21 protein-coding genes are annotated in these 22,498 nt (G+C 68.7%); 15 read left to right on the top strand and 6 right to left on the bottom strand.

Translation table 11 applies throughout. The features are described 5' to 3' along the window. Nucleotides 1-123 precede the first annotated feature (123 nt). Entirely contained in the window at nt 124-2,352 is a 2,229-nt protein-coding gene (locus D7Y04_RS38600) for a tenascin-X (protein WP_121762572.1), read from the bottom strand. 186 nt (nt 2,353-2,538) lie between these two features. On the opposite strand from D7Y04_RS38600, the gene D7Y04_RS38595 reads away from it, so the two are divergent. The 8 genes from D7Y04_RS38595 (at nt 2,539) to D7Y04_RS38560 (ending at nt 11,159) form a co-directional block, all read left to right on the top strand. Continuing rightward, on the top strand, nt 2,539-2,829 hold the full coding sequence (locus tag D7Y04_RS38595; protein ID WP_121762571.1) for a hypothetical protein: 291 nt from the start codon (nt 2,539-2,541) through the stop codon (nt 2,827-2,829). An 8-nt stretch (nt 2,830-2,837) separates the two neighbouring features. Next, a complete protein-coding gene (locus tag D7Y04_RS38590) occupies nt 2,838-3,164 on the top strand; it encodes a hypothetical protein (protein ID WP_233601780.1) in 327 nt (108 codons plus the stop codon). A gap of 413 nt (nt 3,165-3,577) precedes the next feature. After that, nucleotides 3,578-5,305 (top strand): serine/threonine-protein kinase, encoded by a 1,728-nt coding sequence (locus D7Y04_RS38585; RefSeq protein ID WP_121762570.1) that lies wholly within the window; start codon nt 3,578-3,580, stop codon nt 5,303-5,305. A gap of 81 nt (nt 5,306-5,386) precedes the next feature. Next, nucleotides 5,387-6,340 carry a glutathione synthase gene (gene gshB / locus D7Y04_RS38580; RefSeq protein ID WP_121762569.1) on the top strand — a complete coding sequence of 318 codons (954 nt, stop codon included), beginning with the start codon at nt 5,387-5,389 and terminating at the stop codon, nt 6,338-6,340. Nucleotides 6,341-6,342: 2 nt separating this feature from the next. After that, on the top strand, nt 6,343-7,122 hold the full coding sequence (locus D7Y04_RS38575) for a tRNA1(Val) (adenine(37)-N6)-methyltransferase (RefSeq protein WP_121762568.1): 780 nt from the start codon (nt 6,343-6,345) through the stop codon (nt 7,120-7,122). Nucleotides 7,123-7,237: 115 nt separating this feature from the next. Then, nucleotides 7,238-7,744 carry a DoxX family protein gene (locus D7Y04_RS38570; protein ID WP_121762567.1) on the top strand — a complete coding sequence of 169 codons (507 nt, stop codon included), beginning with the start codon at nt 7,238-7,240 and terminating at the stop codon, nt 7,742-7,744. A 111-nt stretch (nt 7,745-7,855) separates the two neighbouring features. Then, nucleotides 7,856-9,664 (top strand): CapA family protein, encoded by a 1,809-nt coding sequence (locus D7Y04_RS38565; protein WP_121762566.1) that lies wholly within the window; start codon nt 7,856-7,858, stop codon nt 9,662-9,664. A gap of 214 nt (nt 9,665-9,878) precedes the next feature. Next, on the top strand, nt 9,879-11,159 hold the full coding sequence (locus tag D7Y04_RS38560) for an MFS transporter (RefSeq protein ID WP_120597942.1): 1,281 nt from the start codon (nt 9,879-9,881) through the stop codon (nt 11,157-11,159). A gap of 10 nt (nt 11,160-11,169) precedes the next feature. Here D7Y04_RS38560 and D7Y04_RS38555 read toward each other — a convergent pair whose 3' ends face one another. Beyond that, nucleotides 11,170-11,499, bottom strand: coding sequence for a metalloregulator ArsR/SmtB family transcription factor (locus tag D7Y04_RS38555; RefSeq protein WP_120576151.1), 330 nt, complete (start codon nt 11,497-11,499; stop codon nt 11,170-11,172). Nucleotides 11,500-11,555: 56 nt separating this feature from the next. Between D7Y04_RS38555 and D7Y04_RS38550 the strand changes: the two genes are divergently transcribed. The 5 genes from D7Y04_RS38550 (at nt 11,556) to D7Y04_RS38530 (ending at nt 16,271) form a co-directional block, all read left to right on the top strand. After that, nucleotides 11,556-11,993 carry an SRPBCC domain-containing protein gene (locus D7Y04_RS38550; protein ID WP_121762565.1) on the top strand — a complete coding sequence of 146 codons (438 nt, stop codon included), beginning with the start codon at nt 11,556-11,558 and terminating at the stop codon, nt 11,991-11,993. Nucleotides 11,994-12,062: 69 nt separating this feature from the next. Beyond that, nucleotides 12,063-13,082 (top strand): alpha/beta fold hydrolase, encoded by a 1,020-nt coding sequence (locus tag D7Y04_RS38545; protein WP_120597944.1) that lies wholly within the window; start codon nt 12,063-12,065, stop codon nt 13,080-13,082. Nucleotides 13,083-13,092: 10 nt separating this feature from the next. After that, a complete protein-coding gene (locus D7Y04_RS38540; protein WP_121762564.1) occupies nt 13,093-14,001 on the top strand; it encodes a helix-turn-helix domain-containing protein in 909 nt (302 codons plus the stop codon). 14 nt (nt 14,002-14,015) lie between these two features. Next, on the top strand, nt 14,016-14,432 hold the full coding sequence (locus D7Y04_RS38535; RefSeq protein WP_121762563.1) for a VOC family protein: 417 nt from the start codon (nt 14,016-14,018) through the stop codon (nt 14,430-14,432). A gap of 45 nt (nt 14,433-14,477) precedes the next feature. Continuing rightward, nucleotides 14,478-16,271: an alkaline phosphatase D family protein gene (locus tag D7Y04_RS38530; protein ID WP_121762562.1), complete on the top strand. Its 1,794-nt coding sequence runs from the start codon at nt 14,478-14,480 to the stop codon at nt 16,269-16,271. A gap of 5 nt (nt 16,272-16,276) precedes the next feature. On the opposite strand, the gene D7Y04_RS38525 is transcribed toward D7Y04_RS38530, so the two are convergent. Continuing rightward, nucleotides 16,277-17,002, bottom strand: coding sequence for a double-CXXCG motif protein (locus D7Y04_RS38525; RefSeq protein WP_121762561.1), 726 nt, complete (start codon nt 17,000-17,002; stop codon nt 16,277-16,279). 26 nt (nt 17,003-17,028) lie between these two features. Then, a complete protein-coding gene (locus D7Y04_RS38520; RefSeq protein WP_121762560.1) occupies nt 17,029-17,673 on the bottom strand; it encodes a TIGR02269 family lipoprotein in 645 nt (214 codons plus the stop codon). 32 nt (nt 17,674-17,705) lie between these two features. Between D7Y04_RS38520 and D7Y04_RS38515 the strand changes: the two genes are divergently transcribed. Next, nucleotides 17,706-18,386 carry a hypothetical protein gene (locus tag D7Y04_RS38515; RefSeq protein WP_121762559.1) on the top strand — a complete coding sequence of 227 codons (681 nt, stop codon included), beginning with the start codon at nt 17,706-17,708 and terminating at the stop codon, nt 18,384-18,386. A gap of 4 nt (nt 18,387-18,390) precedes the next feature. Here D7Y04_RS38515 and D7Y04_RS38510 read toward each other — a convergent pair whose 3' ends face one another. Both D7Y04_RS38510 and thrA read right to left on the bottom strand, forming a co-directional pair. Then, nucleotides 18,391-19,119, bottom strand: coding sequence for a double-CXXCG motif protein (locus D7Y04_RS38510; protein ID WP_121762558.1), 729 nt, complete (start codon nt 19,117-19,119; stop codon nt 18,391-18,393). A gap of 135 nt (nt 19,120-19,254) precedes the next feature. Beyond that, complete coding sequence (gene thrA / locus D7Y04_RS38505; RefSeq protein WP_121762557.1) at nt 19,255-21,711, bottom strand: bifunctional aspartate kinase/homoserine dehydrogenase I; 2,457 nt, start codon at nt 21,709-21,711, stop codon at nt 19,255-19,257. A gap of 457 nt (nt 21,712-22,168) precedes the next feature. Here thrA and D7Y04_RS38500 point away from each other — a divergent pair, with 457 nt between their 5' ends. Next, a complete protein-coding gene (locus tag D7Y04_RS38500; protein ID WP_120598947.1) occupies nt 22,169-22,450 on the top strand; it encodes a hypothetical protein in 282 nt (93 codons plus the stop codon). The last annotated feature ends 48 nt before the right edge of the window (nt 22,451-22,498 follow it).

Below are 22,498 nucleotides of genomic sequence, written 5' to 3'. Positions count from 1 at the left end.
TCCGTTTCGGCCGGAGCACACGCACTCGCGGCCGTTTGCTCCCCGCCATGGCGATTCATGCTCGCACAGCAGCGCTTATGCATCCTTTGGATGCATCAGAATCGTTAATTTTTTCTCATCCCCTCAGCGCCCGCGCACCGGGTCCTCGTGATGGTCGTGCCCTGGCCCGCCGAATGTTCCGGGCCAGGGTTCCTCCGCGGGCTTCAGGCCGGGAATCGGGAAGCGCCGGAAGCGTGACTGGCTATAGGCATACGGCGGATCGCATTCGCCGCACGTCGTGGCCCCGTCCATCATCACGATGCTGTCCGGCCCCAGCTCCAGGAACTGCGCGGGCGTGGCGGCGTTCGACACCGGGCACTGGAACACCTCGCTGCCGTCCTTCGCGCTCACCGCGAACAGCACGGGCCCCGTCGCGTTCATGCCCGTGCCCACCACCACCGTCTCCGGCGGCTGGCCCGGCCAGGTCGTCCAGCTCGCCAGCCGTACCTCTGGCGCCACCGGCCCCGGCCACCCCTGGAACCCGTGCGTCCATGACGGCGTGAGATTCGGCAACGCGTAGCCCTCCAGCGTCCACTCGCCCACGGTGTCGTCCTCGGAGGGCGAGGGAATCACGTGCGCGGAGGTCGCCAGCGCGCGGCCCAGCCCCCGGGGGAACGTCTGTGAACCCACCGCCTGCCCGTCCCGCGTGCTCAGCGCATGCGTGGAGCGCTCGTTGAGCAGGAGCCCGTTCACGATGGCCAGCTCCCCGGCGGCGAAGGCCTCTGTCTTTCGCCAGCGCGGCACCCCGTCCTGCGAGAACGCCATCACCAACGTCGGCGCTCCCGGATACAGCGGCGCCCCCACGTTCTGCGTGGGCCCGAACGCCACATACACATCGCCCGCCGCGTCGGACGCCACGCCGTACGGGTGCGGATGGTTGCACTCCGCGAGCAGCGGATCCTCCAACGCCTGCGCGGACACCATCCCGCCAAAGGCATCCAACACCACCAGGAAGTACTGCCGGCACAGCGTGTTCCGCGACGTGCCCGCCGGGTACGCCTCGAAGAGCGCCGCCAGCCGGTCCGGCTGCATCACCCCCAGCCGCGCCATGAACACCGTCGTCAGCCCCTGCGTGAAGTCAGGCCGCGCCGTCGTCAGGTCGAACGTCCACCGCGGCGCGCCCGTCACCCTGTCCAACAGCGACACCTGCCCGGACAACGGCAGGTCCATGCACAACAGCCGGTCGTTCCACAGCATGCACCGGCGCCCGGACGTGCTCGCTCGCACCGGCACCGGGCCCGCCGCGTCCAGCAGCGCCGGCACGAAGAAGCCCACCAGCGTCACGTCCCCCGTGGGCCCCACCAACAGGTCATGCAGCGCCTCTCCGTTGGAGGCCGCGTCGTAGGTCCAGTCCGGCGTCAGCGCCGTCGCGGCGGGGCGCTCGCAGACGGAGCCCTTGCACTTGCCCGGTCCCTGGCAGGGGCTGGCCGGCGCGCAGGTGAAGTTGTCCGGCGGGTCGCGGCGCTGACACGTCCCGTCCAGGCACACGTCCGCCGCGTCACAGCCGCGCTCCGGGCCGCAGAACGTCCCGTCCGGCGCCTTCGCCAGCGTGCACCCCACCTTCGGGTCGCACGCGCCCACCTGGCACTTCCCATCCCCCGGACACGGCGGCGCCGGCACCGACGTGCAGCCGTCCAGCGGGTTGCACACGTCCGTGGTGCACGCGTTGCCGTCGTCGCAGACGCGCTCCGGGCCCTTGCACCGCCCCGCCGTGCACGTGGCGCCCTGGATGCACGCGTTGCCCGGGTCGCACGCCGTGCCGTCCGGCTCCTCGGTCTCCACGCACTTCTCCGTCGCCACGTCGAACGTGGAGGTGTGGCAGGCCACCGGCGTGGGGCAGTCCGGGTACGGGTTCGACTCCCCGCGCAGCTCCACCCGCACCTCCCCGCCCCCCGGCGCCCGGCCCACCAGCGTGGCCGTCAGCACGCCCGTGGCCTCCGGCCGGTAGGACAGCCGGACCGGGACCTCGCCCGGCGCCATCCGTGTGGGCAACCCGGACGCGGAGAACGGGGCCGCCAGCGCCGTCCACTCCACGTCCAGCGTCGTCCGGCCCGCGTTCACCACCCGGAGCTCCACCACCCGCTCCACCTGGGGGTAGCTGGCCGGGAACGTCACGGCCTCCTGGGAGACCCGCAGGAGGCTCCGGGCGCCCGTCAGCGGGGGTTCGTCCCGGCAAGCGCTTCCGAAGGCCAGGAGGGCCGCCAGGGCCATTGCCAGGGCCACCGGCCGGCCCGGCACCGACCCGGGGGACACCGTTGGAGCCTCCGGAAGGCCCTTCAGGCCCCCACTGCCCACCGTCCGCGTGCGCGCCATCGAGCCCTCCTGCCCCTGCCTTTACACCCCTCTCCATCCCCGTGTCCCACGGCACCCCACCCCCCGGGGTTTCAGGATTGGGCACTTCCCTGGCTGAGTTTTTTTCAGCCCCAAGGGTTTCGAGCCCCTCCAACCCCCCGGAACGACAGGCATGTCGCAGGGTACGGTTCTGGCAAGAGCGCGGGTATGACCCTGGCCGGCCCTCCGCACGATTCTCCAGGATTGCAGGCATTCACGGTGCTCATCGCCCGGGGTGTGCAGTCCACCGTGGACGGGCTTTCAACGGAGGTCCGGCGGGCGGTGCTGGCCGAGTTGTTCCGGATGGGCACGGAGGCCTCCGTGAATCACTCGGGACACACGCCCTGTCCTCCCTACACCCTGCGCCTGGACGTGGCGGACTGCCGGATGCACGTGGAGCTGGACCCCATGCGCACCCGCCTGTCCCTGACGGGCCTCACCCGGCCCCGGCCGCACTAGAGGGCGCGGTGAACGAGCGGTGGACGTATGGGCAGATGCTGCCCCGGCGCGCGGGATACGAGGAGAGCTGGGAGCTCACCTACCGCGTGGAACAGCTCAGGGAGCTGGTGGGCCACGAGCTGCGCCTGGACTCGGCGCTCGCCGAGGAGCTGGACGACACCCTGGCCCGCCTGGTCCAGCGCAACCAGCGCCTGCGCGGCCTGCAGCGGATGATGACCGCGGACCGCGAGCCGGAGGACCTGGTCATGCACCGCGCCGCGCTGGAGGACATGGACCGGCAGCTGCTCCAGGAATTGCCCGGGCTGCTGGAGCGGCTTCGCGCCACGATCCTGTAGCGTTCTGTCCCGCGTCGTTCGTCGTCCCGCGGATGCCTGTGGGTTTCCGACTTCTGCACGGGCCCCTCTTCTTTTCACCAGTCTAATTGGAGTGTTGATCAACTGGTGGAAGAGGTAGGGGCAGCGGAGTTGGGGACAAGTCAGCAAGCTTCGGGAATCATTCACGAATCGGCGATCTGCTACATGTGGGTAAATTGCCGGTTTCCCCCGGGCATCCACAACGCCGTTTCCGGGCCCCGGGTTGTCCACAGGGACATCCACACCATCCACAGGTGATCCACAGGGACCTGGGGGTCGTGCGGGCTGGCATGCGGGCCCCTCCTTCGCGGGTTCCACCGGCAAGAAAGACCCGGGATGCAACAGCCCTGTTATGGTCCCGGCGGCTTTCTTCACGACGCGGGCGCCCTCTTTCCATGGCGCTGGAGGATGAGCTCATCGACTTCCATCGGGGCGAGCGCATCGGGAAGTACGAGGTGCTCACGCAGCTGACCGTGGGCGGCATGGCGGAGCTGTTCCTGGGCTACACGTCGGGCCCGGGCGGCTTCCGCAAGTACGTGGTCATCAAGCGCATCCTCCCGGACGCGCGCTCCAATGATCAGTTCGTCCGCATGTTCCTGGACGAGGCGCGCATCACCGCGGCCTTCAACCACCCGAACATCGCGCAGGTGTTCGACCTGGGGGAGGAGGACGACGGGCTCTACCTGGCCATGGAGTTCATCGGCGGGCAGAACCTCAACCAGGTGACGAGCGCGTGCATGAAGAAGCGCCAGCCGGTGCCGCTGGCCTTCACCCTGTCCGTGGCCCGCGACGTGTGCCTGGCGCTGCACTACGCGCACACCTTCACGTCCGCTGGCGGCGAGGCGAGCCCCGTCATCCACCGCGACGTGGCCCAGAAGAACATCATGGTGACGTACGACGGCACCGTGAAGCTGCTCGACTTCGGCATCGCCAAGGCGAAGAACAGCCTGGAGCGCACCAGCGTGGGCACGGTGAAGGGCACCACCGGGTACATGTCCCCGGAGCAGGTGCGCGGCGATTCGCTCGACGGTCGCAGCGACCTGTTCTCCGTGGGCGTGGTGATGCACGAGCTCATCACCGGCGAGCGGCTCTTCGCGGGCAAGACCGAGCGCGACGAGATGGTGAAGATCCTCGAGGACGCCATCCCGTGGCCGTCGGTGCTGCTGCCGCACGTCTCCGAGGACATCTCCCGCGTGGTGATGCGCGCGCTGGAGCGCAACGTGGATCGCCGCTACCCGTCCGGGCGGGACATGGCGCGCGCCATCGAGAAGGTGGCTGGCGGCAAGCTGATGGACGCGGACCAGCGCGCCGCGCTCATGAAGAGCCTGTTCGCGGAGCGCATGGCGGCCACGCGCTCCCTGCTGGAGAGCGCGGACGTCACCACGAGCAGCCAGGTGCTGGCGTCGGCGAAGCGGGCGCTCCAGAAGGATGACGGCCCCTACCTGCCGGAGCGCAAGGCCACCGCGCTCAGCGTCGTGGAGGCGCGCAAGAAGGCGGAGATCGCCAAGCTGCGCGCGGAGGCGCCCGGCAGTGACGAGACCGCGCCCCCGGTGAAGCGCTCGAAGCTGGGCAGGGTGTGGGCGCTCATGTCGCTGTCGCTGTTCCTGGGCCTGGCCTACGGCGCTTTCCGGCTCACCCAATTGCTGGAGGCCGAGGAGAAGGCGCCCCCTCCCCCACCCATGGGCCTGGGCGCCATGGTCCCCATCCTGCCGCCCAACGCCCCCGTGCCCGGCTACGACGTGGCCGTCGTGGAGCCGGACAAGGACAAGGACAAGGACACCAAGGACCGCGACACCAAGGACCGCGATACCAAGGACAAGGACCGCGACCGGGCAGGCGCGAAGGACCGCGACAACGACCGGGACGAGGCCACCTCCAACCGGGGCAGCCGCAAGGGCAAGGGCAAGGGCGAGGTGACGCTCTTCCTGGATGAGCCCGCGGAGATCTTCTTCAAGAACAAGTCCCTGGGCCGCGCGCCGCTGGTGAAGCACTCCTTGCCGGTGGGACAGGCGGAGCTGATTCTGGTGGGCGAGGACAAGAAGCGCCGCGTACTCGCCGTGCCGGTGGAGACGGGCAAGCCCGTGCGCCTGAACCTCAAGCTGAGGGAGCTGCCGGGCCGCTAGACCCCCGTCCGTTCCAGCGTGGACGAAGGCACGCTCGAAGGAGCGGCACGAGAGGAGGGCGTCCGCTATCTTCCGCCCCTCATGGCCCTCTCCCTAGGCTTCCTGATGGACCCGCTCGAGAGCGTGCGGGTGGACCACGACACGACGTTCTCGCTGATGCTGGAGGCACAGCGGCGGGGGCACGACGTCTACTACTTCGAACAGGGGTGGCTGCGTTTCAACGGCCGGTGCTCGGAGGCGCGCATGCGCCGGGTCCGGGTGCGGCGTGAGGTGGGACATCACTTCGACGTGCTGAGCGAGGACGTGCGGCCGCTGTCGAAGCTGGACGTGCTCTTCCTGCGCAAGGACCCGCCGGTGGACGCGGACTATCTGCACGCCACGCAGTTGGTGGAGCTGTGTCCGGACCGCGCGCCCATCTTCATCAACAACCCGTCCGGTATCCGCGACGCGAACGAGAAGCTCTTCACGCTGAACTTCCCGGACCTGATGCCGGAGACGCGCGTCACGCGTGAGCTGTCCGTGGTGCTGGAGTTCGCGGCGAAGAACGCGCAGGGCACCATCCTGAAGCCCATCGACGGGTTCGGGGGCAAGGGCATCCTGTTCCTCGCGCCGGGGGACCGCAACGCGCGCTCCATGGTGGAGCTGCTCACGCAGGGCGGGAAGGAACCCATCCTCGCGCAGGCGTACGTGCCGGAGAGCCGCCTGGGCGACAAGCGCATCATCCTGGTGGACGGAGACCCGGTCGGCGCGGTGCTGCGCGTGCCGTCGGACGCGGACCACCGGGGCAACATGGCCGCGGGCGGCACGCCGATGAAGGCGGACATCACCGAGCGTGACCTGCTCATCTGCAAGCGCCTCAAGCCGTCGCTCCAGGAGAAGGGGCTGACGCTGGTGGGCATCGACGTGCTGGGCGACTACCTCACGGAGGTGAACGTCACCAGCCCCACGGGCCTGGTGGAGGCCAGCCACCTGGACGGCGTCTCCTGCGAGGCGCGCGTGCTGGAAGTCGCCGAGCGGATGCACGGCGCGCGCTGACCGTGGGGCCCGTCAGGCTGGAGGACGGCGAGACGCTGGACTCCATAGGCACCGCGGACGTGCGCGTGTTCCAGCGCCGCACGGGCTACCGCTTCACGTTGGACGCGGTGCTGCTGGCGCACTTCGCGGCCAGGGAGGGTGGCGACCTGCCCGGGCCCGTGCTGGAGCTGGGCGCGGGCAGCGGCGTGGTGTCGCTGCTCCTGGTGAAGCAGTTCGGCGTCGCGGGTCCGGTGGATGCGCTGGAGTTGCAGCCCGCGGTGCACGAACGGCTGACGCGCGCGGTGGCGCTCAACGGGTGCGAGGGCCGGGTGCGGCCGGTGCTTGGGGACCTGCGGCAGGCGCGGTCGTTGTTCACGGCCGGGGCCTTTGGGCAGGTGGTGTCCAACCCGCCGTTCCGTCGGGCCGAGGCGGGCGTGGTGAGCCCGGACGCGGAGCGGGCCGTGTCCAAGTCGGAGGTGGCGTGCGATGCGACGTCCGTGGTCGCGGCGGCGCGGCATGCCCTGCGGCCCGGGGGTGGCGTGAGCCTGGTGTATCCGGCGGCGCGGTTGGCGGAGGTGCTGGGGGTGCTCGCGGGCGCGCGGTTGTTCCCCCGGGTGCTGCGCTCCGTGCATGCGCGGGTGGACGCGCCCGCCACGCGCTTCCTGGTGCAGGCGCTGAGGGACCAGGACCGGGGCCTGTCGGTGCGTGCGCCTCTCATCGTCCACGGCGAGGGACCCGGTGGCTACAGCGCGGAGGTGGCGGCGCTGATGGACGTGCCGCTGGCGGAGCGGAACGGAGGTTGAGTGCACGGCCGCTGAGCGTCGGGCCCTGCGAGCGTCGGGGCCGGATGGGCGGATGCGTCACAACGTAAGGGGCACTTCACCTACCGGACGTCCGCGTCCCGACGAGGAGAGCTCCATGAACGTGACGATGCTCAACGAACAACCGTCGCTGCTGAAGTCGGCCGCGTTGCTGCCGCCGCGCCTGTCGCTGGGCGCGACGATGATTCATCACGGCCTGGCGAAGCTGAAGAAGGAAGGCATCGAGGAGCAAGCGGGCATGTTCGAGCAGCTGGGCATCAAGCCCGGCAAGCCGTGGCTGCTGGCCACGGGCATCACGGAGCTGGTGGCCGGGGTGAGCTCCATCCTGGGCATCGCGACGCGCTTCACGGCGGTGTCGGTCATCGTCACGCAGGCGATGGCCATCGCGAAGGTGCACAGGAAGAACGGCTTCGACATCACCAAGGGCGGCTACGAGTTCAACGTGGCGCTCATCGCCATCGCGCTGGGGACGCTGATGCGCGGGCCGGGGCGGCTGTCCCTGCACAGCGCGTTGGAGCAACGGGTGAAGCGCCGGGAGCTGAGGCACTTCCGGCTGCTGCCGCGTCAGCGCCGGGGTTCGGTGCTGCTCGACGCGCTCGGGTAGCCGGGGCCAGGGCCTCCGAGGGGTGTAGGGGTGTCGCCTGCCCGGCTGCTACCGAACCGGGCCCGTGGGGAGCGCCCCTGCCCCCGCTTCATCCCGTAAGATGCGCGGGCCATGGCCCCCCCGTCCGTCCTGCTGATGCTGGCGCTCGCCGCGCCCGCCGCGTCCGTCCCCAACTTCTCCACAGCCGAGTCCTCCAGCACCGCGCGCCTCACCGCGGCGGGCGTGGCCTCCGTGCGCTCCGTCATCCGGGATGCGAGCACCGGGCGGCTGGATGCCGCGGGCCTGGCCTCCGTGCGAGGGGCGATGGGGACCTCGCGGGTGACGCGGCAGCTGGATGCGGCGGGCCTCGCGTCCGTGACGGCCGCCACGCGGAACCGTTCCAATGACTCCGAGACGCCTGTCTCCGTGCGGATGCCCGCGGGCGTCGCCGAGTCCATCCCGACGCCGCCCCCCGGGTCGAACACGGTGCCGGCCACGGGCGCCGCGCAAAGCCAGACAGAATCCCTCTCTGAAGCAGGCCGCATCGCCGTGGAGGCCAGCCTTGGTGCCCTGCGCGCCGCCGCCATCACGATGCACGGCAAGGCCTCCGCGTCCGGCCTCGCCACCGTGGGCAACCCGGACGAGCACTACGCTCGGGGCGTCGCTGCCCTCCAGTCCAAGGACTCGCGCACCGCCATCGCGGAGCTGTCCGCGTGCGTGCAGGCCGCGCCGTCCCGCGCCGACTGCCGCTGGGAGCTTGGCTGGGCCTACTCCGTCGAGGGCCTCTGGGCGGACTCCCTCACGCAGTGGACTCAGGTGCGCGCGCTCAATCCCAACCAACCGGACCTGGAGGGCGCGCTGACGCAGGCCCGCAACCAGGCCGCGCTCCAGGCGAAGCTCGCGCAGCCCGTGGACAGCACACCCCGCCCGCCCCCGCCGCCGGGCGCGAAGCTGCGCATCCGCGCCGCCGGTGACCTGATGCTCGGCACCACCGTGCCAGAGGGCTACCTGCCCCCCGAGGGCGGCGGCAGCGTCATCGCGGCCGTGCGTCCCCTGTTGGAGGACGCGGACCTCACCTTCGTGAACCTGGAAGGGCCGCTCTGCGACACCGGCCGCACCACCAAGTGCCGCTCGCCCGCTAACTGCTACGCGTTCCGTTCCCCCACCTCCTTCGGCGATTACCTGAAGCAGGCCGGCGTGGACGTGGTCTCCACCGCGAACAACCACTCCGGCGACTTCGGTGAGGAGTGCCGCCGCGCCACCGAGTCCACCCTGGACGCGCTGGGCATCGCGTGGAGCGGTCCGCCGGGCAGCGTGGCCACCGTGGAGCGCAACGGGCTGAAGATTGGACTGGTGGCCTTCCACACGTCCGCGGGCTGCAACCACCTCAACAACCTGCCCACCGCCACCGCGCTGGTGAAGCAGACCGCCGCCACGCACGACATCGTCATCGTCTCCTTCCACGGCGGCGCGGAGGGCGGCAAGGCGCTGCACGTCCCCGCCGGCAAGGAGATGTTCTTCGGCGAGGACCGCGGCAACCTGCGCGTCTTCACCCACGCGGTGGTGGACGCGGGCGCGCACCTGGTGCTCGGCCACGGTCCGCACGTCGCGCGCGCCATGGAGTTCTACCAGGGCCGTCTCATCGCCTACTCCATGGGCAACTTCGCCACCTACGGCCGCTTCAACCTCAAGGGTCCGCAGGGCCTGGGCATGATTCTCGAAGTGGAGCTGGACAGCCGTGGCGGCTTCTCCAACGGCCGCATCCTCCCCACGAAGCAGATGGGCGAAGGCATCACCCAGCCGGACCCGGCCGCCAACGTCGTCTCGCTGGTGCGCAAGCTCACCACCGAGGACTTCCCCGACACGGGCGCGCGCATCGCCGACGACGGCCGTCTCTCTCCGCGCAAGTCGCCCATCACGGCCTCCAGCACCGCGCCGTAACGCCGAGCCTTCACGACAACGCCGCACCCGCACCCACGGAAGCCACAGCCTCCGTGGGTGTTTTGTGTGTCACGCATCGCGCATCACCGTCAGGGAATGCGTGCTTTGTTGAAGCCGGGCTGCTGCCTGGGCTGGCGTGCGCTTCATTGCGCCTCCAAGGGTGCCGCGCCGTGCAAGGCATGCGTGGGCGGCGTGCGCTAAGACAGCCTTCGACGTGCCTGCCCATCGACTCCCACGACTGACTTCGCTGCGCCCCTTCGAATACCCCGGCTATTTCGCCGTGTGGCTGGGCGCGCTCATCTCCAACATCGGCACCTGGATGGAGACGGTGGCGATGGGCGTGTACGTCACGCAGACCACCGGCCGCGCGGAGTGGACGGGCGCCATCGTCGCGCTGTCCTTCCTGCCCGCAGTGGTGCTGGCGCCGGTGGGCGGAGCGCTGGCGGATCGCTTCGACCGTCGCGCGTACGCGGCGGTGGGCGCGCTGCTCCAGGCGGTGCTCGCGGCCGTGCTGACGGTGCTGGCGTTCCGCGGGCAGCTGTCGGTGTCCGTCATCGGCGTCATCTCGTTCCTCAACGGGTGCGTGAGCACGCTCACCTATCCGGCCTTCTCCGCGCTGCTGGCGGAGCTGGTGCCGCCGGAAGACCTGCACCTGTCCACCAGCCTCAACTCGGCGCAGTTCAACCTGGGCCGCATCATGGGGCCCACGCTGGCCGCGGTGGTGTTTCAGGCGGGCGGGCCCGCGTGGGCGCTGCTCGCGAACACGTTGTCCTTCTTCGCGGTGCTGGTGGCGCTGTGGCGCGTGGTGCCACCGGCGCGGGACCCGTCCGTGAAGCGCGAGCCGCTCTGGGACGGCATCCGCCGCGGCATCACCGTGGCGCGCGACGACGAGGACATCTCACTGGTGCTGGTGGCCACCTTCTTCGTGGCCGCGCTGGTGGCGCCCTTCATCGGCCTGGTGCCGGTGTTCGCCATCCGTGAGCTGGGTCAGGGCGCCGCGGCCACGTCGCTCCTGGTGACGTGCCAGGGCGCGGGCGCGGTGACGGCGGCGCTGTGCGTGGGCACGCTCGCGGAGCTCTTCGGTCAGCGCAAGCTGCGCGGCTACTCGGCGACGACCATCGCGGTGCTGTCGGGCGTGTACTGGCTGGCGCCCACGCTCCAGGTGGCGGCGGTGTGCATCTTCTTCCTCGGCGCCAACTACCTCATCCTGATGAGCAGCCTGAGCGCGTCCTGCCAGGGCCGCGTGCCGCGTGAGCTCCAGGCCCGCATGGGCAGCCTCTACAGCATGGTGCTGGGCGCGGGCTATTCGCTGGGCGTCTGGTTCCAGGGCGCGCTGGCGGACCGCATGCACCTGCGCTTCGTGACCATCGGGAGCAGCGCCGTCTTCCTCGCGCTGGTGCTCACCACGCGCCTGCTCAAGCCCGCGCGCTTCGAGAACGAGCCCCTGGCCCTGGCCCCGGCGGACGTCCAGCCGTTCTCCGACAGCTCTCACTGACGCGCGCCCGTCAGTCCTCCTCCAGGTCCCGCTTCAGCTTCGTCAGCAGCTTCACCGCGTGGGTGGCATAGGAGCTGATCCACCGCGAGTGGATGTCCTGGATGGGCGCCGCGTTGAGGTGATTCCACCGCGTGCGTCCCTCCTTGTGGGACAGCACCAGCTCCGCCTTCTCCAGGACCTTGAGGTGCTGCATCACGGTGCAGCGGTCCAGGGTCTTCTCGAAGTGCTCGCACAGCTCCCCGGTGGTCCGGGGCGCGTCCTTCAACAGGTCCAGGATGGCCCGCCGGCGCGAGTCCGCCAGCGCCTTGAAGATGAGGTCGTCCTGGTCGCTCCTTGACATGTTATATTTCTATAACCTATTTGCGGGCAGGACCAGTTCACGACCAGGGGTGCCCCATGGAGCCGAAGTTCCAGGTGCAGTTGAAGATCCGCAAGCCGGTGGCGCAGGTGTTCGAGGCGGTGGTGAACCCCGCGAAGCTGAGCGGCTACTTCGTGAAGACGAGCAGCGGTCCGCTGGCGCAGGGCACCACGGTGAAGTGGAGCTTCGCGGAGGCGCCGGGCGAGTTCGACGTCATCACGCGCGAGGTGATTCCCAACGAGCGCATCGTCTTCGAGTGGCCCGCGGACGACAGCTACAACACGCGCGTGGAGATGCGCTTCGTGCCGTTGGACGCAAGCAACACGATGGTGAAGATCAGCGAGTCCGGATGGAAGCCGGATGAGAAGGGCATCAAGGCGTCCTACGACAACGCGGGCGGCTGGATGCACATGATGCTCTGCCTCAAGGGCTACCTGGAGTACGGAATCAACCTTCGCGAGGGCGGGGCCTTCTGAAATCCGCGACGCGGGGGAATGTGGCGGCCAGACTGCCGTTCCCTCGCGTCCCGTTGCCGAAGGAGCCCCATGCCGTCCGTCCGCGTCCCCGCCCTGCTCCTGTCCGCCCTGCTCCTCTCCGCGCCCGCCGCGAACGCACAGGAGTCCAAGCGCGCCCCGGAGGCACTGGGCCTGGGCATGGAGGGCTACCCCTACCCTGCTCCCGTGCAGTTCCTGTCCGTGAAGCTGGAGGGCCAGGACCTGCGCATGGCGTACATGGACGTGAAGCCCACGGGCAACGCGAACGGGCGCACGGTGGTGCTGCTGCACGGCAAGAACTTCTTCGGCGCGTACTGGAAGGACACGATTCGCGTCCTCACCGGTGCGGGCTACCGCGTCGTGGTGCCGGATCAGATCGGCTTCGGCAAGTCATCCAAGCCGGCCATCGCGTACAGCTTCCACACGCTGGCGTCGCTGACGAAGCAGGTGCTGGACGAAGTGGGCGTGAAGCAGGCCGTGGTGGTGGGCCACAGCATGGGCGGCATGCTCGCGACGCGCTTCGCGCTGATGTACCCGGAGGTGACGACGCAGCTGGTGCTGGAGAACCCCATCGGGCTGGAGGACTACCGCGAGTCCGTCCCCTGGAAGTCCACCGAGGACCTCTACCAGGAGAACCTGAAGGCCACGGAGGAGGGCCTGCGCAAGTACCAGCGCGGCTACTACGTGAAGTGGAAGCCCGAGTACGACGAATACGTCCAGGTCCTCTACCGCCAGACGCTCAGCGGTGAGTACCCGCGCCTGGCCTGGGTGTCCGCCGCCACGCAGACGATGATCTACGAGCAGCCGGTGGTGCACGAGTTCCCGCGGGTGAAGGTGCCCGCGCTGGTGGTGATTGGTCAGGAGGACCGCACGGTGGTGGGCAAGGGCAGCGTGCCGCCCGCGCTGCTGCCGAAGCTGGGGCAGTACCCGGCGCTGGGGAAGAAGACCGCCGCGGCCATCCCGGGCGCCACGCTGGTGGAGATTCCGAACGTGGGTCACATCCCGCACTTCGAGTCGCCGGAGAAGTGGCACTCGGCCCTGCTGGACTTCCTGCGCAAGGTTTCGAAGTAGCCTGCGCGGCATGCATCGCATCCGCGTGGTGCGCCACGCGTCCGAGCGGGGCGGCTGGGAGATGGCGCTGGCCACGCCGCCCCCGGCGTTGGCGCCGCTCATCCGGGACTACTGCGGCTATCGCGAGGCCATGCCCCAGCCCATGCGCCGGCAGGAGCTGCCCGGCGTGCAGGTGGTGCTCATCCTGGAGTTCGGTCCGCTGCTGAAGCACCTGGACGACGCGGGCCAGGTGACACGGCATCGCTCTGGCTTCGTCGCGGGGCTGGACGAGCGCTGGAGCACCACCGAGCACAACGGCGAGTCCCACGGGCTCCAGGTGAACCTCACGCCGCTGGGGGCAAGGCGCCTCTTCGGCCTGCCCATGCACGAGCTGGCCCACCGGGTGACGGGCCTGGAGGACCTGTGGGGCGGCGAGGCACGGCGGCTGGTGGAGTCGCTGGCGGAGGCACGGGACTGGGCGGCGCGCTTCGCCATCGCGGACGCGTTCCTGCTCCAGCGAGCGGAGCGGGGGCCGACGGTGGATGCGGGCGTGAAGTGGGCGGTGGAGCGCATCCAGAGCACGGGAGGCCAGGTGGACATCGCCACGCTGGCGAGCGAGCTGGGCCACAGCCACAAGCACCTCATCCACCAGTTCCACGAACAGGTGGGGCTGCCTCCGCGAAGGCTTGCGCGCCTGTTGCGCTTCGACCGGGCGGTGGAGCGGATCAAATCCGGAGGCCCGGTGCGCTGGGCGGAGTTGGCACTGGAGCTGGGCTATTTCGACCAGGCACACCTGAACCGGGACTTCCGCCAGTTCACCGGCGGGCCTCCGTCCGCCCTCCTGCGGCGTGCGCTACCGGACGCGGGCGGGTTCGAATCCGGCGCGCAGGTAAAATCCGTCCAAGAAAGGCCGGGGGCGGATGGGCAGGATGCGCGGTGAAAGGAAATCACACCATGTCCCTGCCCAGCCTCTATCCCTTCCTCCACTACGCCGACCCCGAATCCGCCCTGCGCTTCCTGAAGCAGGCCTTCGGCTGTGAGGAGCGGGTCGTCTATCGCAAGCCTGACGGCGCCATCGCCCACGCGGAGCTGACCCTGGGCCACGGGCTCGTGATGTTCGGAGGCGCGGAGGGCGGCAGGCTGAAGATGGCCGCGTCGAAGGACGTGCCCCTGAAGAACCAGGGCATCTACGTGGTGGTAACGGACCCGGATGCGCTGTACGCGCGAGCGAAGGCGGCGGGCGCGAGCATCGCGATGGAGCTTCACGACACGGACTACGGCTCGCGGGACTTCAGCGCGCTGGACCCCGAGGGGAACGTCTGGAGCTTCGGCACGTACCAGCCGCTCGCGGTGCCTCCGCCGAAGGGGTGAGGCGCCTTCGTCGACGGGAGGGGGTGTCCATGCAAGGCTTTCCCCATGAAGCTCTTGCTGGGACCCATCCTGTACGCCCGGGCGCAGGCCACGCCGGACCCGAAGTCCCACGACGTGTGGAGCTTCTTCGTCAACGTGTTCCTGGACAGCACGTCAGCGAAGAAGCCTCCGGCGTTGAGGCTTTGTTTCAGGGACGCGAAGGGCAAGCGGGTCGCCGCCTTCGACGAGGTGCAGCCCGCCGCGGACCTCACCGCCCTGCCCAAAGACACCCGGGGCGTGGTGTGGCGCTGGGAGGTCATCCTGCCGCGCACGGACGTGGCGCAGCGTCTGTCCTATCACTTCGAATCGATAGACACGCCCGGCGTGCCGGTGACCTTCGAGCGTCCGCAGCCGCGAGCGGACCGGCCGTGGTCCTCGAAGGTCATCCCGCCGGAGCCGCTGGTGGTGTCCGACGTGGTCGTCCCCGCGAAGGGCGTGTCACCGAACATCGCGTTCTTCTCCTGCAACGGCGCCAGCCGTGCGAGTGATTGGAGCAACCTGGCGCAGCCCTTCGCCCTATGGGAGCGGATGCTGCAACAGCATCAGAGGGACCCGGGGGATCCGGCGAGGACGCCAGGCTTCCAGCTGCTGCTCGGGGGAGGCGATCAGCTCTACGCGGACTCGTTGCACAACACGATGGATGTGTTGAACGCGTTCATGAAGTTGCCCCGGTCGGAGCGGTTGAAGCTGCCGGTGCCGGACGGGCTTTCGGAGAAGCTGTTCGCGGAATACGTCTGGCTCTACCGGGAGCGGTGGGGCGGGAGCCAGGGCATCGCGCCGGTGCTACGGCGGGTGCCGGGCCTCTTCATGTGGGACGACCACGACATCTTCGACGGGTGGGGTTCGCACGAGGAGCTGCAGCAGGCGCCCTGGTACCGGGCGCTCTACAGCGCGGCGGCGCGAGCGTTCGAAACCTTCCAGCGGGGCTTCTTGGATCAGCCGGCGAAGGCGCGCGAGCCGGACGACCGGGGCGTGGTGAAGCCCGCGCAGCACTATTTCCAGACGTTCTGTTTCTCCACGGAGGACTGCGATCTGGACGTGGTGTTGCTGGACTTGAGGAGCGGCCGGACCAGCCGGGTGCTGGACACCGGAGACGCGCATCCGCAAACCGAGTTCACGGTGATGAGCCGGTCACAGTGGGACGCCTTCGACGCATGGCGCGAGGAGCACCGCCAGCGTCCGGAGAACGGCAAGAAGGCGAGGCACGTGTTGGTGGTGTCATCGGTACCGCTGGTGCACTTGCGCTTCGGTCCGGCGATGGAGCGGATGAGCGGAGGTGGCATCGAGTTGCGCGACGACCTGTTGGACCAGTGGGAGTCCTCGGTGCACCGGGGCGAGCGCACGCGGTTGTTGATGAACCTGTTCTCGCTGGCGAAGAAGTCCTACTGCGCGGTGACGGTGTTGTCGGGAGACGTGCACGTCGGAGCGAGGGCGCGAGTGCGTTCACGCAATCCGGACCACCTGGTGCCCGCGTTGGGAACGGTGGGGGAGGTGTTCATCGAACAGGCGACGTCCTCGCCCATCGTGCATCCGCCGCCGGGGTGGCTCGCGTTCAAGGGGATGCTGGCGTTGTCAGAGGATTCCCGAGAGGACCTGCCAGGGTTCCTGCAGACGGAGCTGTTGCCAGTGGGCAAGGATCTGTACCTGCGGGACCGCAACTGGCTGTCCATCCGGCTGGAACAGCCCAAGCACCGGGACACGACCGCGCGTCCGAAGCTGTGGGTGAAGTGGATCGCGGAGAAGGAGAACCTGCCGATGGAGGTGGTGGTGGAGCCACCGCCCTTCCCCACCGTGGGTTGAGGGTTTCAGCGGACCGGGAGCTCACGGAAGGAGATACCGGTCCAACCGCCCTGCTCCACCGCGTCCTTGAAGCGGTCCGTGCCGATGAGGACGGTGCCGTAGTCGCCCAGGCGGAAGAGGTCCGTGTCCGAGGGAAGGGATGCCGCGTCGAGGATGAGGTCCTCGGGGAGGCGGAGGCCTACGCGTCCACAGATGGGACAAGGCGGTTCCAGGTCGGGGGGAAGACAGTCGCGGTGCATCCGGCCGCGCAGTTCGAGTTGGAGCTCGAGGAGGTCCGGGGGCGTCTTCTGACGGAACCGCAGCTCCGTCTTGCATCCGAGGAGTCCTCGGATCCCGGCTGCCTGGAGACTGTCAAAGGCGTCACGGCGCACGACGATCCAACAGCTTTCCAGGCCCGAGAAGGGAGCGAACTGGCCTCGTGCATGGCCTACCAGCGGGCCGAAGGTCGTTCCGGGGGCAAGCTCGGAGCCTGGGGGCGCCAGTGGGCGTACCAGTTCGCGGAGACGCGCGAACTCGTGGAAGGGCTCGGGCCGGGGTTCTTCGAACTCGCCTCGTTCGGGAAGATTCGACAGGTCTACCGCAGGGTAATGGTCTCCCCAGGTGGACCAGGTGGCGCCACATCCTGGGCAATCCTTGATGCCAGGCAGGCCCCACTTTGGTGCGGCATTGAAATCCCCGCTGGAGGGGGTCCAGATTGCTTTGTCGCGACGAAGATCAAAGAAGCGGGTCATGGTCTCTGGAATCGAATCACCGGAGTTCAGTTGTACCGCTGGATGGGACCACCCAACAGCTGAAACCGATAGATGAGTTCCCCAGCGTGTTTGAAGATCTCTGGAGGCTTGGCGAACCTGTTCGCCTTGCTGAACTCGCGCCAGGCTTCATTCCACATGCCCCCGTTGGGCCCATTGCTGTGGATGCGCCGGTGGACATGCACGGGGATGGGGATCGTGTACTGGTGGATGTCGACGCCTTGTCTCTTGAACCACATGGCCAGGTCCGGGGCCTGCGGGAAGATGTGGTGCTTCTCGAACTTGCCCGCCGGCAATCGCCGCTGAGGAGGCACGGGCTTGGGGTTGCCGTACCAGGGGAACACCATCACGGGTTCCGGGTCGCCCGGTAGGCCCATGCTGCCGCCCCAGTTACGCCGGGGCCCGCTTCCTGGCGCGGGAGCCACGGCCACAGGAGGTGGCCGGGGTGGCAGTCCCCGCACCAGTAGCACCTCCCCCGGCACGTCCTCGCACCGGAAGAAGCCGCAGGCCGTGTCCCCACACACCAGGGTCACACAGGCGTCGCTGCTCGCGTCACCGCACTCCGCCTCGGCTTCATCCCACCGCTGTTGGAGCGGCGTGCTGGACGCGCACGCCGCCATCCACAGCGCCAGGAACGTCAGGATCTTTCGCATGGTGGCAAAACCTACTCATATCCGGTGTCCCTATGACCAACGTCAGACTTGAAGACCTGTGCAACGCAACGACCCTCGCCGCCCTTCGCCATCCCCGGTGGGATCCGGAGCTCCGCACCTTCGAGGGGCTCAATCCCTGCACCTTCTGGAACAGCGACACAGGCGTGGATGTCTCCGGAAGCATCGACACGGGTCGAGGCCCCTATGTCTTCCAGATCAACGGTCCACTCAAGACGAAGGACCACCTGAGTCTCTGGACCGACGACTATCATCCCGGTCTGGTCATCGTTCGTGGCGATCTGCACGCCCGAACGCTGTCGTTCGGCAACGGAGCGCGGATCTTCGTGGAGGGCTCCGTCGTCGTGGAGGACTGTCTCTTCGGCCAGTACGGAGACCACAACGCGGTCCTCAGTGCCAAGGGTGAGCTGCGGGCCCGGGCGGTCTTTCTCGAGAACACCGCCCGCGTCTACGCGGACGAAGGCATGCGGTCGCTCATCTATGCTCCGCTGGGAAGTTGGGATCCCCTGATGCCAGACATCGAGAACGAAGGCATCGGGGATGGCATTGGGTTCTTCGACCCCTCGGTGCTCGACCGTTACGGCGACCTCGACTTCCGCCGGGCCATCGAAGCCGCCCGTGCTGGGAAGCCCCTGTTCCTTCCCGGTGTCGAAGAGCGCTTTCCCCAGCGACTGTCTTCACGAAAGACAGAGTAGGGCTTCAAGCGCGCACGGGCAGCTCGCGGAAGGAGATGCCGGTCCAACCGCCCTGCTCCACCGCGTCCTTGAAGCGGTTCGTGCCGATGATCATGGTGCTGAAGTTGCCTACGCGGAACAGGTCTGTGTCCGTGGGCAACGAAGCACCGTCGAGGATGGGGTCGTCCGGACGGCGGAATCCCTGTCGCCCGCAGGTGGGACAGGGCGGCGCCAGGTCGGGAGGAAGGCAGTCGCGGTGCAGGAGACCGCGCGGTTCAATCTGGAGCTCGAGAATGTCCGGAGGCGTTTTTTGGCGGAACCGCAGCTCCGTCTTGCAGCCCAGCAGCCCACGGATGCCCGCGGACTGGAGGCCGTCGAGTGCGTCGCGGCGGATGAGCATCAGCGAATTCCCCAACCACGTGAAGGGACCGAACTGACCGGAGGCGCGGCCTTCGAGTGGACCGAATTTCGTTCCGGGAGGGAACTCGGCATGGGGCGGGGCCAGTGGCCGCACCAGGGCCTGAAGACGCAGGAACTCGTGAAGGGGTTCAGGTCGATGCTCTTCGAATTCCGCATGCTCGGGGATGAGCGAGAGATCCACGGCCGGATACTCGTGTCCCGCCTCAGACCAGGTAGCGCCACACCCCGGGCAGTTCTTGAGACCCGGCAGTCCCCACTTATGTCCTGCGTCGAAGTCCGCGCTATAGCGTGCTGCCGCCACCTTGTCGTTGCGCATCCAGTAGAAGAGGGACATGTGCTGGTGGGTTCGCTCGAAGTTCAGTGGTACGGCTGGATGGGTCCGCCCAACCTGGTGTCTCAACAATCCGGTGCGGTACAAGCGCACAGAACGTCAGGCTTTCCTCATGACGGAAAAGCCTGACACCCACGCTCAGGGCAACGGCCCCTCCACCAATCGCAACACATCCGCGAGCACTCCCGCCGCGGTCACCGCCGCGCCCGCGCCATACCCTCGAATCACCAGCGGCGTCGGGCTGTACCGCTCCGACAGGAAGCTCAGCGCGTTCTCGCCGCCCTTCACCGCCGCCAGCGGATGCTCCAGCGGCACAGGCACAAGACCCACGCGCACGCCCTCCGGTCCCACGCTGCCCACGTAGCGCAGCACCTTTCCTTCCTTCCGGTGCGCGTCCACCCTCCGCTGGAAGATCTCATCCGCCTGCGGCAGCCGCGCCAGGAACTCCGGCAGCGGCCCCTTCGCGTCGAACTCCTCCGGCAACAGCGACGCCAGCGCCACCTCCTCCAACTCCAGCGACCGCCCCAGCTCCCGCGCGAGGATAAGCACCTTGCGCGCCACGTCCGTGCCCTCCAGGTCGTCGCGCGGATCCGGCTCCGTGAAGCCCTTCTCCATCGCCGTGCCCACCGCCTTCGACAGTGGCACCCCGGCTTCCGTCAGCCCCAGGATGAACGACAGCGAACCCGACAGGATGCCCTCCACCCGGTGCACCGTGTCTCCCGTGCGCAGCATGTTCTTCAACGTGTCGATGACCGGCAGCCCCGCCCCCACGTTCGTCTCGTAGAGGAACTTGCGCTGGTGCCGCACCGCCGTCTCCCTCAGCGCCTTCCAGTGCTCCTGACGCCCCGCATTGGCTTTCTTGTTCGCCGTCACCACATTCAGCCCGGACGCCATCAACGCTGGATAACCCAGCGCCACGTCCTCGCTGCTCGTGCAGTCCACGAAGATGGGCCGGCCCGGACGCCTTGCCTTCGCCCACGCTCGGAACGTGTCCAGCGTGAAGCCAGACTCGCTCGCCTCCAGCCGCGCCTTCCATCCGTCCAGCGCCACGCCCTCCGGCGCCACCAGGCTGTGTCTGCTATTGGCAATGGCACACACCCGCAAATCCAACCCATGCGCCCGCAGCTTCGGCGCCTGCTGATGAATCTGTCGCAACAACTCTCCGCCCACCGTGCCCACGCCCGCCACCAGCAGCTCCACCACCTCCGTGGTGCCAAAGGCCTTGCGGTGCACGTGTGCCATTGCACGCGGCCCGTCTTCACTTGAAATCACCGCGGAGATGCTGCGCTCACTGGACCCCTGCGCGATGGCCGCGATGCTGCAATCCACGTCCGCCAGCGCGCTGAAGAACGTCCCCGCCACGCCCACCCGGTGACGCATCCCGTCCCCCACGATGCTCAACACCGCGAGCCCTGGCTGGTGCTCGATGGGGTCCACCTTCCCCGCCTCGCGCTCCACCTCGAACTCGTCCTCCAGCGCCAGCACTGCCTTCCTGGCCTCCGCCTCCCCCACGCAGAAGCTGATGGAGGACTCGCTGGAGCCCTGCGTAATCAACACCACGGAGATGGATGCCAGCGCCATCGCTTCGAAGACGCGCGCGGCCGTGCCCGGCACGCCCTTCAACCCCGCGCCCGCGATGTTGATGAGCGCGATGTCCGGCAGGAACGACAACCCTCGCACGGGATGCCGCGAGACCGGCGCCGTGGCCGTCACCTTCGTGCCCGGATGCTCTGGCCGGAAGCTGTTGCACACCCGCACCGGGATGCCCCGCTCCCTCGCGGGGGCAATCGTCTTCGGATGCAGCACCTTCGCTCCGAAGTAGGCCAGCTCCATCGCCTCCTCGAAGCTCACCTCCTCCAGTGCGAACGCCTCCGGCACCAGCCTCGGGTCCGCGCTGAAGATGCCGTCCACGTCCGTCCAGATCTCCAACAGCCGCGCATCCAACGCCGCCGCCGCCAGCGCCGCCGAGTAGTCCGACCCTCCCCGCCCCAGCGACATCGTCTTGCCGCGCGCATCCCCTCCAAAGAAGCCCGGCATCAACATCAGCCCCGGCCCGCCCTCGCGCAGCGTTGCGAACCGCGCGCGAATCTCCTCCACCCGGGGCGTCGCCTGCAGCGGGTCCCCTGAACACACCAGCGCCTGCCTCGGGTCCACGCTCACGGGCTCCAGGCCCCGTGCCTCCAACAACGCCGCGAGCAGCAAACACGACGCCCGCTCCCCCAGCCCCGACAGGTGCGCCAGCACCGACGGCGAGCACTCCCGCAGCAACCCCACGCCCTGCAACAGCCCTCGCAGCTCGACGCCCAGCGCCACCAGCCCCTCCGCCAGGGGCCGCGTCTGCGCGGGCTTCAGGTCCACGCTCAGCACCTTCGCGATGGCCGAGTGCGTGTCGTCGAACCGGGCGCAGGCCTCCTGCACGGACTCGCCCTCCTGCGCCACCTTCGCCGCCTCCACCAAGAGATTCGTGATGCCCGACACCGCGGACGCCACCACCATCACCCGCTCGGCCTTGCGCGCCTCCTCCACCAGCGCCACCACTCCGCGCATCCGTTCCGCATCTCCGACACTGGTGCCACCGAATTTCATCACGCGCATGACACGGACTCCTTCCGGAACGACGGGACTCGGTGGCTGGGGCGGCACATCGGAAGCGGCGTCATGCGGGTCCTCGGGGTTGGCGACTGGCAGGTGGGGTAACGAAAAAGCCCCGCGCTCGGGAGGAGCGCGGGGCCGGGTTCGGAAGGAGGGACCTTCAGGAGGTCCACTTCGGAAGTCAGGCGGTCCGCGCTCCGCGAGGAGTCAGGCCGGTGCGAGTGCAAGTCTCGGTCATCACGGTCTGGACGCGCGCGCCCACGGAGGACGTCGTCCCCTCGTGCCGCTGGCTGTTCCCGCTGCGTCCGACCATGGAGTCCCCATCCTAGCTGCTTCCGCGCGCCAAGGTCAGGGGGCAGGCAACCAATCCCCCGCTCCACGGTCCCCACCGTGGTGCATGCGGCCAGGGCTGCCGACATTGAGCGTGTGTGAGCTGTCCCACCCCCTTCAGGAGCAACCCATGGCCACCCGCAAGAAGAGCGACACCGCCCACAAGCCCGGCTTCGCCAAGGACCGCGTGGAAGGGGGGCTGGAGGCGGACGACACCAAGCCCCTGTACGCGGACGACGCCAAGCACTCCACCGAGGAGCAGAAGTTCGCCTTCGACAGCGACGCCCCCGTCGGCGGGGATCGCAACAACCCCCAGAGCGTCCTCGACGACGTCGATGACGAGGAGCGCGAGGAGCGCGGCCGCCTCAAGGCCGAAGCCCGCCAGGAAGAGAACGAGCCCACCCGGGAATGAAAAAAACCGGGGCCCCGACACCCACGTCGGGACCCCGGCTTCAACACG

The sequence above is a fragment of the Corallococcus sp. AB038B genome (assembly GCF_003668955.1).
In the GTDB taxonomy this organism is placed as follows: Bacteria; Myxococcota; Myxococcia; order Myxococcales; family Myxococcaceae; genus Corallococcus; species Corallococcus exiguus.
This window is presented reverse-complemented; position numbering and strand designations above follow the sequence as displayed.

Coding starts and splice junctions, on each gene's coding strand:
- D7Y04_RS38565 (WP_121762566.1), top strand. CDS start 7,856: ATGGCCCCCCCGTCCGTCCTGCTGATGCTGGCGCTCGCCGCGCCCGCC.
- gshB (WP_121762569.1), top strand. CDS start 5,387: ATGGCCCTCTCCCTAGGCTTCCTGATGGACCCGCTCGAGAGCGTGCGG.
- D7Y04_RS38520 (WP_121762560.1), bottom strand. CDS start 17,673: ATGCGAAAGATCCTGACGTTCCTGGCGCTGTGGATGGCGGCGTGCGCG.
- D7Y04_RS38555 (WP_120576151.1), bottom strand. CDS start 11,499: ATGTCAAGGAGCGACCAGGACGACCTCATCTTCAAGGCGCTGGCGGAC.
- D7Y04_RS38515 (WP_121762559.1), top strand. CDS start 17,706: ATGACCAACGTCAGACTTGAAGACCTGTGCAACGCAACGACCCTCGCC.
- D7Y04_RS38585 (WP_121762570.1), top strand. CDS start 3,578: ATGGCGCTGGAGGATGAGCTCATCGACTTCCATCGGGGCGAGCGCATC.
- thrA (WP_121762557.1), bottom strand. CDS start 21,711: ATGCGCGTGATGAAATTCGGTGGCACCAGTGTCGGAGATGCGGAACGG.
- D7Y04_RS38545 (WP_120597944.1), top strand. CDS start 12,063: ATGCCGTCCGTCCGCGTCCCCGCCCTGCTCCTGTCCGCCCTGCTCCTC.
- D7Y04_RS38530 (WP_121762562.1), top strand. CDS start 14,478: ATGAAGCTCTTGCTGGGACCCATCCTGTACGCCCGGGCGCAGGCCACG.
- D7Y04_RS38570 (WP_121762567.1), top strand. CDS start 7,238: ATGAACGTGACGATGCTCAACGAACAACCGTCGCTGCTGAAGTCGGCC.
- D7Y04_RS38595 (WP_121762571.1), top strand. CDS start 2,539: ATGACCCTGGCCGGCCCTCCGCACGATTCTCCAGGATTGCAGGCATTC.
- D7Y04_RS38540 (WP_121762564.1), top strand. CDS start 13,093: ATGCATCGCATCCGCGTGGTGCGCCACGCGTCCGAGCGGGGCGGCTGG.
- D7Y04_RS38600 (WP_121762572.1), bottom strand. CDS start 2,352: ATGGCGCGCACGCGGACGGTGGGCAGTGGGGGCCTGAAGGGCCTTCCG.
- D7Y04_RS38550 (WP_121762565.1), top strand. CDS start 11,556: ATGGAGCCGAAGTTCCAGGTGCAGTTGAAGATCCGCAAGCCGGTGGCG.
- D7Y04_RS38500 (WP_120598947.1), top strand. CDS start 22,169: ATGGCCACCCGCAAGAAGAGCGACACCGCCCACAAGCCCGGCTTCGCC.
- D7Y04_RS38525 (WP_121762561.1), bottom strand. CDS start 17,002: ATGACCCGCTTCTTTGATCTTCGTCGCGACAAAGCAATCTGGACCCCC.
- D7Y04_RS38510 (WP_121762558.1), bottom strand. CDS start 19,119: ATGTCCCTCTTCTACTGGATGCGCAACGACAAGGTGGCGGCAGCACGC.
- D7Y04_RS38535 (WP_121762563.1), top strand. CDS start 14,016: ATGTCCCTGCCCAGCCTCTATCCCTTCCTCCACTACGCCGACCCCGAA.